General features: G+C 50.5%; 11 protein-coding genes. 2 read left to right on the forward strand and 9 right to left on the reverse strand.

The genetic code is table 11. From position 1 onward, the window contains the following. Positions 1–238: 238 nt before the first annotated feature. Positions 239–472, reverse strand: a complete 234-nt coding sequence (locus JFN88_RS16325; protein ID WP_199020329.1) for a YwbE family protein — start codon at positions 470–472, stop codon at positions 239–241. Between the two features lie 111 nt (positions 473–583). On the opposite strand from JFN88_RS16325, the gene JFN88_RS16330 reads away from it, so the two are divergent. Continuing rightward, entirely contained in the window at positions 584–1963 is a 1380-nt protein-coding gene (locus JFN88_RS16330; protein WP_199020330.1) for a Glu/Leu/Phe/Val family dehydrogenase, read from the forward strand. A 13-nt stretch (positions 1964–1976) separates the two neighbouring features. On the opposite strand, the gene JFN88_RS16335 is transcribed toward JFN88_RS16330, so the two are convergent. Then, entirely contained in the window at positions 1977–2504 is a 528-nt protein-coding gene (locus JFN88_RS16335) for an AraC family ligand binding domain-containing protein (protein WP_199020331.1), read from the reverse strand. A 185-nt stretch (positions 2505–2689) separates the two neighbouring features. Continuing rightward, on the reverse strand, positions 2690–4090 hold the full coding sequence (locus JFN88_RS16340; RefSeq protein WP_199020332.1) for an NAD-dependent malic enzyme: 1401 nt from the start codon (positions 4088–4090) through the stop codon (positions 2690–2692). A gap of 106 nt (positions 4091–4196) precedes the next feature. On the opposite strand from JFN88_RS16340, the gene JFN88_RS16345 reads away from it, so the two are divergent. After that, the gene (locus JFN88_RS16345) at positions 4197–4958 is read left to right on the forward strand and encodes a sulfite exporter TauE/SafE family protein (protein ID WP_199020333.1); all 762 of its coding nucleotides are present in this window, start codon (positions 4197–4199) and stop codon (positions 4956–4958) included. Between the two features lie 73 nt (positions 4959–5031). Here the strand turns inward: JFN88_RS16345 and JFN88_RS16350 are convergent, their stop codons facing one another. The 6 genes from JFN88_RS16350 to JFN88_RS16375 form a co-directional block, all read right to left on the reverse strand. Then, positions 5032–6069, reverse strand: coding sequence for a metallophosphoesterase (locus JFN88_RS16350; RefSeq protein ID WP_199020334.1), 1038 nt, complete (start codon positions 6067–6069; stop codon positions 5032–5034). 144 nt (positions 6070–6213) lie between these two features. Further along, positions 6214–7068 (reverse strand): inositol monophosphatase family protein, encoded by an 855-nt coding sequence (locus JFN88_RS16355; RefSeq protein ID WP_199020335.1) that lies wholly within the window; start codon positions 7066–7068, stop codon positions 6214–6216. A gap of 338 nt (positions 7069–7406) precedes the next feature. Beyond that, a complete protein-coding gene (gene uvsE / locus JFN88_RS16360; protein WP_199020336.1) occupies positions 7407–8414 on the reverse strand; it encodes a UV DNA damage repair endonuclease UvsE in 1008 nt (335 codons plus the stop codon). After that, positions 8411–8728: a hypothetical protein gene (locus tag JFN88_RS16365; protein WP_199020337.1), complete on the reverse strand. Its 318-nt coding sequence runs from the start codon at positions 8726–8728 to the stop codon at positions 8411–8413. The genes uvsE and JFN88_RS16365 overlap by 4 nt, the downstream gene beginning before the upstream one ends. A gap of 22 nt (positions 8729–8750) precedes the next feature. After that, positions 8751–9839 (reverse strand): D-alanine--D-alanine ligase, encoded by a 1089-nt coding sequence (locus JFN88_RS16370; protein WP_199020338.1) that lies wholly within the window; start codon positions 9837–9839, stop codon positions 8751–8753. A 60-nt stretch (positions 9840–9899) separates the two neighbouring features. Then, complete coding sequence (locus JFN88_RS16375) at positions 9900–10952, reverse strand: amidase domain-containing protein (protein WP_199020339.1); 1053 nt, start codon at positions 10950–10952, stop codon at positions 9900–9902. Between the last annotated feature and the right edge of the window lie 119 nt (positions 10953–11071).

Raw genomic sequence — 11071 nt, forward strand, 5'->3', positions numbered from 1 at the left:
TTAGTCCGATGGAATTCAGGACTAAGGCCGCCTAACTGATTTTTAATAAATTTACTGTCTACTTGACGGGGAGCAGTTCACAAAGTGGAGGTTGAGGTCCTTTTTTCTCGACGAAATTCGGTTCTAAGCGGGGCTAGAAAAATCACAAATTGACTTTTGAGACAGCCCCAATTGTCCTCACCCCTGTCCATGAAGATCACGTTGGCTCTCTCGATGTCCTGAAAAGGATACTGCCGCATTATTGAGGTGTATCTGGCAGGGCTTCCCCGTCTGAATGAACCGGGTGAATAACCTTCACCCGGCCAACCTGGCCATTTTGCAATCTGACCTTGATCCCGTGAGGGTGTGTGGCGGAATTCGTCAGAATATCCTTCACAACTCCCCGGGTCAGCTTGCCGCTCCGCTGATCCTCTTTCCGTACAATATCTACCGTGATTCCCGGTTTGACGGCCTCTCGATTCGTTCCGTTCATATTCTTCTCCTTCTAGTCCTTACTTGCACCTGATTTGGGTTGCGCTTCCCCTTATGATAGAATGTTTAGGAAGTATTTTCAAATGCAAGGACAAGAGGAGGTAATACGATCATGGCCAGTCAGACTGGAGCAATCGTACAACAATCGCTGCAACAATTATTGAGCACCCCATCTTTCCTGCCTCATTTGCAAGGTGTCCAGAGAACCCAGGCTTTTACTTCACTTGGCGCTATTTTATCCACTCCGAACAAAATTCACAAATCATTTCTCCGCATTGCCCTGGATAAAGGCGATGTGGTGCGCATACCGGCCTATCGCATTCAGCACAACGATACACTTGGTCCATATAAGGGCGGAATAAGGTTTCATGAGACAGTCAATGAGGAAGAGGTTACAAATCTCGCGGCGCTGATGACTTTGAAAAATGCGTTGCATGAAGTTCCTTTTGGCGGGGGCAAAGGCGGCGTAGCTATCAATCCACGCGAATATTCGGTGCGGGAGCTGTATCAAATTTGCAAAAAATATGTTCAATATTTCTCTGATGTGCTTGGCCCTGACAAAGATATTCCTGCGCCGGACGTAGGCAGCGGACAGCGGGAAATGGACTGGATGATGGCCGAGTACAAGAGCATCCATCCTGGTCAGCCGTACTTGGGCAGCTTTACCGGGAAAAGCGTGGTGAACGGCGGTTCCTTAGGGCGACGGGAAGCAACAGGCAAAGGCGTATACTTTACTTTGAATTACTTGCTCTCCGGATTTCTGAAGGAAAACAGCGCCGAACTTGCAGACAATAGCGGCGGATTTGCCGCAACGGCACTGGAACATTCCGGCAAAAGCTTGCGGCTTGCGGTGCAGGGTTTTGGGAACGTAGGCTCTGTGGCTGCGCTGGAGGCTTACAACTGCAAGGATTTGGATAACAAAGTAGTGGCCGTCAGTGACCGGAACAAGACGCTTTACAACCCGGATGGGCTCGACATTCCGACGTTGATTGCGTATGTTGCAGATAATCGCGGCGACCTGCCGGTATCGCAGGATGAGCTAGCCGCCGTCGGCATCAATGCCGAGATACTGGAACGGGAGGCCATTCTTTATCTGGAGCTTGATGTGCTTGTTCTGGCGGCGCTGGAGGATCAAATCCGCAAAGATAATGTGGACAGGATCAACGCGCGAATCGTGGTAGAGGGCGCAAACGCCCCGGTTACAGGGGAAGCGGATCAGATTTTAAGCGAACAATCTGTTATCATCATTCCCGATATTCTGGCGAATGCGGGCGGTGTAATCGTCTCTTATTTTGAATGGCTGCAAGGGCGCGAGACTCAGTTCTACACGGAGGAGGAAATCTCACGCCGTCTCCACTCCAAGATGAAAGCGACCATGGGCGCTGTGCTTCCTCTTTATTTTCAGGGGAATACGACCTTGCGCCGGCAATGCTACACTCACGCTGTCAGCAAGCTGGCGACCAGCCTGTATTTGCAAGGCAAGCTGTATTAATGACAAGGAATATTTATAGGAAAGATTGGTCCATTCCGCCAAGGATGTAGTATAGCAGTTCCTGAAAGACGAGTGAGCTTCGGAAGCGTTCCAGACCGCTGTCTCCCTTCCAATAGCTGTAGACGGCCTCACACCGCTCTGCGGTCTGTACAGTCGAAGGAACTGCAATGCGTCCTTTATCCGTATGGAGTTCGCCTTCCATCACCATCTGCATCCGCTTGCGGCTGCGGTTGGTCTCACTGAATATATCAAAACGAAACAGGTATAATTCCAAATAATCAGCACTGGTCGTCTCCAGGCCATACGTCTGGCCCGGCTTGCATACGAACACGGAATCCGGGCTAAGACTGTGCTGCTCGCCTTCGATTGTAATTCGTCCCTCCCCGCTCTTAACCGCCAGCAACACATGAGAAATCGTTAATCTCGGCTGTGTTCGAAAAATATGCCCGTGACGAATCTGTTCCGCGCCTCGCAGCTTGAATATCATGCCTTCCAGTCCGATTTCATCATTATCCTTGCTTTTCAGTTCTAAGTGAATCATGGCCTGCACCTCTCGCTTCGAATTGGTTCGTCGTCACACTATTAAAAATCAGAACAGGATGTAATTGATAATAATTATCATTATTAGTCTGATTATATCAAAATCCCGTCGTCTTTAAAAGCCTTGTTCCCGAACTTTACCTCTCGGAGCTTGAGTGCTTCGTTTCTTTCGTTCAACCTAGCCATTTAGAAATCGGGGGGAATACGCCTGGATTGTCCTGTAGCAATAGCTGCCTCAATAACGGCCTTTCTGACTCCGCTTACGACCTGCTCATTAAACAAGCTCGGGATAATATAATGCTCATTCCGCTCGCTGTCCGAGACAACCGCAGCGATGGCCCTGGCGGCAGCCAGCTTCATAGACTCATTAATTGCCCTTGCACGGCAATCCAGCGCTCCACGGAATATGCCTGGAAAGACCAGCACATTATTAATTTGGTTCGGATAATCGCTGCGACCGGTAGCAAAGACACGGACCAGCGGCAGCGCTTCTTCCGGCCTGATCTCCGGGTCAGGGTTTGCCATAGCAAATACAATCCGGTTCTCCGCCATCCGCGATACGTCCTCCCCGCTCAATACACCGCCTCTTGATACCCCGATGAATACATCCGCATCCTGAATGACATCCTTGAGTTTGCCGGACTTATCTTCGACTTGAGGCTGTTCGGCGAGCCATTGCCACATCGGATGCGAATACTTTCCTCCCCGAATAATCGCGCCTTCACGGTCGACAGGCACAAGACGGGTAACACCGGCAGCGAGCAGCATTTTACAGATGGATACGCCGGCCGCCCCAATTCCGTTTACCACGACACGAATCCGGTCCATCTGCTTGCCTACAACCATGAGCGCATTGATCAGACCGGCAATGACGACCACTGCAGTCCCATGCTGGTCATCATGAAAAATCGGGATATCAAGCTCCGCAGACAGCCTCTGCTCAATCTCAAAGCAACGCGGCGAACTGATATCCTCCAGATTGATTCCCCCGAATATCGGGCTGATGGCTTTGACGATTCGGATGATTTCCTCTGTATCCTTGGTGTCCAGACAGATCGGAAAAGCATCTACATCGGCAAGCTGCTTGAACAGCATCGCTTTTCCCTCCATCACGGGGGCAGCGGCAGCAGGCCCGATATCGCCAAGACCCAGCACAGCAGTTCCATCGGTTACAACGGCAACCGTATTGCGCTTGACTGTCAGAGAATAAGCTTTCTCAGGACTTTCATGAATAGCGGTACAGACGCGGGCTACTCCAGGAGTATAGACCCGTGATAAGTCATCCCGGTTTTTTACAGGCAATTTCGGGTAAATCGAAATCTTGCCGCCCAAGTGCGCCAAGAAGGTGCGATCCGATACATTTACAACTTGCACACCTGGAAGCTGGCGAAGCGATTCTACGACCTGAGCTTCGACCTGATCGGATACTTGAATTGTAATATCACGGACAGATGTATCCTGCCCCGGACGAATTACATCTATGGAAGTAATGTCTCCACCCACATTGCTGATGGCCGAAGCTACATTGCCGAAGTGAACATGCCGGTGATCCAGTTCAAGCCTTAAAATAATGCTATTGAATGCCATGATAATCCCCCTCTTTGCGAAAAGTGCTTCTACAAGTTCCAATAATGATTTCGGCAGACAAGCATATAGTTATACTAATGCATGTTCAAGCGGGAGGAATTCGATTATGGAATTGTATTATGTTTCGATCGGGTGTTTCGTCGGTCTTATGGTTGGTCTGACGGGAGTAGGCGGCGCTTCCCTGCTTACGCCGCTGCTCATTTCATCCGGCATACAGCCGACAATGGCAGTAGCAACCGATTTATTTTACAATTCCATAACCAAGCTGTTCGGCAGCATTCAGCACATCCGGCAACGGACTGTCAATCTGTTGCTGGTCGCTTATTTTGCCGCAGGCAGCGTACCCGCTGCTATCCTGACAATCATCGCGCTGAAATATTATCCGCCTCTTCACGCCTATCAGGATATGATCATTACCCATGCCCTTGGCGTTATGCTCATCTTCATTGCACTGCTGCAAATTACGAAGCTATGGATAACCGACGGAGCGCCTAGCCAGTTGCAGGCAAAGCCGCTGTACCAGAAGAAATGGATGACGATTGGAATAGGTGCGGCGCTCGGTTTTGTCGTGGCCCTCACCTCTATCGGCTCCGGCTCTCTGTTCGCTCTGGCGATGATGATGTTTTACAGGCTGCGTGCCTCCGAGCTGATCGGGACGGATATTGTTCATGCGTTCCTGCTCGTCAGTGCCGCAGGACTGATGCATGCGGGCATGGGCCATGTCGACTTTGCACTCACCGTCAACCTGCTTATCGGTTCTATCCCGGGCGTCATGCTGGGCAGTATGCTGACTACCAGACTCCCCGCCAAACCGCTGCAGACGCTCATGGCCTGCGTTATTTTGTTCAGTGGTATCAAGCTGCTATAGCTCTGCTCTCTACCTTTCAGACAAACAAGCTCATCAAATGCCAACCGCGCCCGGGAACGTTCCTGTCCGAGATTTAAGAAGCTGCAACTTGCCAAGGCAACGTAAATTCATCTTTGTACGCAAATTCGTTTTTATAAAAGTTAAACTCGCCGGTATAGGGAGAATAGGTACGGACATGGAGCATCCCCCGTGCCTCATCAAATAACAACAAACGCATGTAGCCCTCCCCTCCCTTGGGCCCTTTCTGATAATCAGCAAGCATCTGATATACAGTGCGGTCCTTAATGCCGTCCCGGTTGTCATCCAAAGCGCTAATCATCAGTTCGGCATTATGCTCATGTCCGCACAATACTGCCGCTACATTCGAATTGGGCTCCACAATCCGGCTGAATACTTCCTCCCCGACTGGAGAGCGCTCCCCCGTCACCTTCATATAATCGTGCAAACACAAGATTGCCTTGTGATTGGGGTGTGCCTTCAGCACTTGATTCATCCATTCCAGCTCAGGTTCCCCGATCCCCCAGCCCATATATACGAAGATCAGCTTTTGCTTGCCGGCTTCAATTAAATCATAATGACCTCTGTTATTCCGATAGCTTTCCCCGTAAAAGGGCAGTTTTTGAAAGCGATGATTCCCGAAATACCGGCCGAATCTTTTATACGAGGGTTTCTTCGTATTGACATCATGATTTCCTGCCAAAACCCCGTACGGGATGGCTGCCCGCTCAAGAACATTCATGCTGTTGCTGGCAGCTGCCCATTGTTTCCTCTCCTTGTCCCGATTGACAATGTCTCCGGTATGTACAACATAACGAAGCTTTAATTCGCCTTGATTGGCGGCAATCCAACCCGTCATTTGCCGGTAAATATCTGGATACCGTTCCGAATAATATTGCGTATCCGACATCCAAACAACGGCATAGTCGTATGCTGGCAGTTCGCGCTTCATACTGCCCAGCTTGCTCTGCTGATTTGGAGCAGCAGAAACAGAATACGGATTTACAGATTGATCCTCTGCAAAGATCATGACGAACAGCGTTGCCAGGCTGCAGCCTGCAAGCATAGCAGCAAGCAACCGACGGAACAACTTGTGGCGATGTAATTTGCGCATAGGTACAATTACCTTTCCTTGGAAACCAGTGTAAACGGCTTTTACAGTCCTTGGACAGACTAAAAGCTTCGTTTCTGCGGAGAAATACAATAAAAAAATCCTTTTTCGTAGCGTTCCACGAAAAAGGATTTATCATTCTGATTTTTAGCCTGCTGCCCCCGCCTTGCCCAGTGCCGCTGTCAATTCATCATGCATGTGCCCATTGGAGGCGACTACATTCCGCACACCCAGATGATAAGGTTGACCCGATGTATCGGTTACCTTGCCCCCGGACTCCTGAACGAGCAATGCGCCTGCTGCCAGATCCCAGCTGTTCAGCCCAATCTCCCAAAAACCGCTCAGTCGGCCGGCAGCTACGTAGGCCATATGCAGCGCAGCCGAACCAGCCACACGCAAATTTCGAACCTGCGGCGCTACAGCTTGTACGCCTTTCAGATTAACAGGCAACGCATATTGATGATCGGCCGGAAATCCGGTCGCGACCAGGCTGTCCCGAAGCGTCTGTTCCTTGCTTACAAGCATTCGTTTGCCATGGACATAAGCACCCTTGCCCTTCTCGGCGACGAACAGTTCATCCCGGGTCGGATCATAGATAACCCCGACGATTACCTCTCCTTTATGGGCAAGCGCGATGGATACGGCATAATACGGAAATTCATGCACAAAATTTGTTGTGCCGTCAATCGGATCAACAATCCATAAGTATTCCTCATCCCGCAACGATTCCAGCGCCTTGGTTGAAGCCTCCGGCCCTGCCTCAACCCCCTCTTCGCCAAGGAAAGAATGGGTAGGGAAATGGGTGAGGATCAAGCTTCGGATCATCTTCTCCGAGCCTTTGTCAACTTCCGTGACCAAATCGTGGGATGAATACTTCAAATTCAGACTGGAATACGCGCCAAGCTTGGTATTGATCCATTGACCGGCTTTGGCCGCACAGTTGATTGCTACGGCGGTGAAGCTCTTGCTGCCGACCACCGGTTCATTCCGCTGCTCACTCACTGTACATCACTCTACTTTCCTATCAGCGTAAACAGCAGCCGCTGTTCATGCGAAGAGACTGCCATTTCGCAACATCTTTATATTTAGTATATCGTAAAGCGCCTTCATCGTGTTGAATAAAATATGGCTCAAAACCGAAATCAGAGCCTGACTCCCAACAAAGAAGACGCTGCGGCGGGACAGAGAATCCTACCGCTGTCAGCTCTTCCGTCAAGCACTGATTTTAATGATTCGGGCATCTTTCGCAGAAACAAAACTATGATTTTACTCCAGTATACGTGCTGCGAGTTTTAAAGTTTCATATCTCATGATGATCGGGCATCGATTTGGATGTTGGCCTAAACTTCAATAGTTGCCCCGTCCACAATCTGAAAGCCTCCATCCCGCTCCAGTTTGCGAAGCTCGTCCATTAACCGAAACAGGGCGATATCCTTTTGCTTGGCCTCCAACATTACATCCAGCCGCGGAACAGAGCCGGAAATCTCTTGTAAAAAGCGCAGCAGCGGTACCGGGTCGAGCAAATCGGCATGGCTTCGCACATCCTTGTTGTTCTTGGGACTGGAAGCATGAATCTTCGGAGGCAAAGCCTTGCAGCTTGAAGCTGGTCCGTCGGCTGTTTCCCATGTACGGGCAATGCGGGGCCACAAATCCTGTACGACCGCTTCCATGCTCATCCCCCCGTCATTGACCGCATGGTGATGAATGTCGAGCACCATCGGCACGGAACTGGCCTCGGCTATCTCCAATGTTTCTTTAGCGGTGAAGGTTTTGTCATCATTCTCAAGAGTGATTCGGTTCCGGTAGCGGGCACTAAGATCGGCAAACTGCCGAATGAAGCGTTCACCCGCTGCTTCCTTGTCCCCATATGCTCCACCCACATGAATATTGCATTTGGTAGTTCTCTCATCCAGACCCATCGCCTCCAGCATACGCACGTGGTATTCCAGATCGCGGATCGAGCTTTCGAGCACCTCCGGACGGGGCGTATTGAGGACGCAGAAATGATCCGGGTGAAAGGATACTCGAAACCCTTTCTCGCGAATATAAGCGCTCACCTTGGCAAAGTTCTCCTGAAGCGCCGGGTACGGGTCCCAATCGCGGAGCTCTCCATGTGTTGCAAGCGGGATCAGCTTGGAGGAAAATCTGTAGACTCGGACATCATGGGCATAGCAATGCTTGAGAAGCCGGAGCGTATGCTCAAGATTCTCCGTTGCAATCCTCTCCAGTTTGCGCAAGGCTGCTCCCCGGTCAGCCAGCCTGGAGAATTGTTGATAGGTCATCGTACGCGAGACGGATGCGTGTTCCAGCATCATGCTCATCGCTACGAACCCGAAGCGTACAATCATTCGCGTCCGCTAAAAAACATCTCATGCGCCAAAGCTGTCTGAATCTTCGATTCTTCCTCTGTCAGCTTGCGCACAAGTTCCATTTCAACCTGAGTAATTTCCTCTCCCTGGAAATTAATTTCAGCGATTGAAGCTACAATTTTTACGATTGCGATTGCTTCATTATCCGGTGTGTACGCGATCACTTTCTGCCCGGTCGGGTAGACGCGGAAGCCGTTTTTGACCATCTTGCCGCGTCCGTATTCCAGCAGTTCGTACAACTCTTGCTTTGATTTAAATTTGCATACTGAATTGAATTCTGTTTCAAATCCCATTATGCGTTCAACTCTCCTTCATTTAACTGCTGTATTGAAGCTGCTGCTTGGCCGCGTGCCGCTCAAGCGCCAGCGTGATCAACGTATCAAGAAGGTCCTTGTAAGCGACACCGGACTCCTTCCACATGAGCGGGTACATGCTGAACGGGGTAAAGCCGGGCATTGTATTCACTTCATTAATAAACAGCTTGCCATCCTCTTTACGCAGAAAAAAATCCATGCGGGACAGCCCGGAGCCGTCAATTGCCAGGTAAGCCCGCAGCGCCAGGCTGCGGACAGTCTCTGCAGTCTCGAGCGACAATTGGGCCGGAATCTGGATGACGGATTTGCCGTCAACATATTTGGCCTGATAGTCATAAAAATCGCCGGAGCTAATAATCTCGCCAGGTATAGACACACGAGGCTCATCATTGCCAAGAACACTTACCTCAATTTCTCTGGCATCAACGAATTCCTCGACGATAACCTTCCGGTCAAAACGTAGAGCATAGGCCACCGCTGCTTGCAGCTCTTCCCGGTTCCTTGCTTTGGAGATGCCTACGCTTGAGCCGAGATTGGCCGGTTTGACAAAACACGGATAGCCAATCGAAATTTCAATCTCCATAATGAAAAAACCAGGGTCCTTCTCCCACTGAGTACGATTGAAATACCGGTACACGCATTGGGGAAGCCCTTCCTGGGCAAAAACTTTCTTCATTATAATTTTGTCCATCCCTACCGCAGAGGTCAGAACACCGGCCCCCACATACGGAAGATTGGCGATTTCCAACAGTCCCTGGATAGTTCCGTCCTCACCGAAAGTGCCGTGCAGCAGCGGAAAGACCACATCAAGATTTGTGCCGGCAGCTGTGCTGATTCCATCGAACAGGGAAGTAATTGCCGGAGCGGCTATGGTTTGCGGATTTCTGAATTGCAGTTCATCCACAGAAGCCGGGGCGGCAGGCAAAAAGTCACTCGTCAGCCACTCGCCTTGCTTCGTTATGTAGAACGGCTTTATTTCATATTTATCGTAATCAAATGCCTGCAGGACGGATAATGCGGTTTGTAGCGACACCTCATGCTCCCCCGACCTGCCTCCATAGATGAAGCCAACCTTCAATTTCTCCCCCATTGGTTTTCCTCCGGTTACGTATAATTTCCCTTACTTGGGCCAATGACATACTAGAAATGTCTATAATTCATCTGCGATATGAAAAAATCGGTACTGTGTCTGCTCGGTCCACGCGTAAGAATCACGGTAATCCCAATAGCGGTGCCGACTTGATACGGTATTGGCGTTCACCAGAGGCATGCCGTCCACATCAAAAGCGGTTACAATCGTGCTATGCTGAAACCTTCCGTCCCCGTTCCAATCATAGACGATAACATCGCCCAGCTTCAGTTGATCAGGAGCGTTGACTGCGATAGCCCGCAATCCGGTTGTACGCCGCCCGGCCAAAAAGCTTTGCAGTGCATTGGACACGGCCCAACTGTAACTCCACCATTCATTGCCATTGTCGCGGCCTTTGTACCACCAGCCCGTTCCCCTTCTACCAGTATAGTCCATCGGGACTCGGCCTGCAAAGAGACACTGGGAAATGTAGTTGGTGCAATTAACCTCGAATTCTTCATATTCCGGATTAGCCGTATCCCACCAGCGGTCGGCATAAGCAACGGCCAAGTCGCGGTGATACAAACCACGGGCAGATTCATGGCTGAAATTTCTTAACAAATTATGATTCAAGTACGGAAGCCCCGGAGCTTTTGCCGGGAAAAAGGGTTCATCCTGTCTTAAGGAAAGACCGGCGCCGCCAAATCTGGGACGCCGCTCGGCTACGACAGGTTCAATGCGGGTTATCTGCCACCTGCTTCCATCATGCTGAAGCCAGATACGTTCGTAATCCCGGCGCTCCTCCACATAGACGCTTCCCTGTTGATTTAGCGTCCTGGTATGCTCGCATCGAAGCAGCATGGATGCCTCATTACCGAATTCTTGCACACGAATCAGACTGGCTCGGGCCTCGTGCTTGACGGAAGCTGCGAGCCGCTGTCTGTCCCGGTCCGCTGTCCGCGCCAGTCTCTTGTCCAGCCGCTGCAAATGCTCCTGATCGGCAGCGGCTTCCTTAAGCGGGAGACCGGCATGTTCAATCTCGGCCTGATTCAACAGCCGCACATACTCGTTAATTGTAGCTTTCCAGCCGCTTAACTGCTGTGGGCTACGCTTGACCCTCGGGGAATGCGCCATTATCGAAACCTCCTTTACAAGCGTTCAGCCCGTATCAATAAAAGTCAGGAATTGCACATACTATTGGAATGCCATCAAAGATTTGGCCGCATCTACTTTTACAGTGCGAATGTAGCAGC

This window comes from Paenibacillus roseus (assembly GCF_016424485.1).
Classification (GTDB): Bacteria; Bacillota; Bacilli; order Paenibacillales; family Paenibacillaceae; genus Paenibacillus_D; species Paenibacillus_D roseus.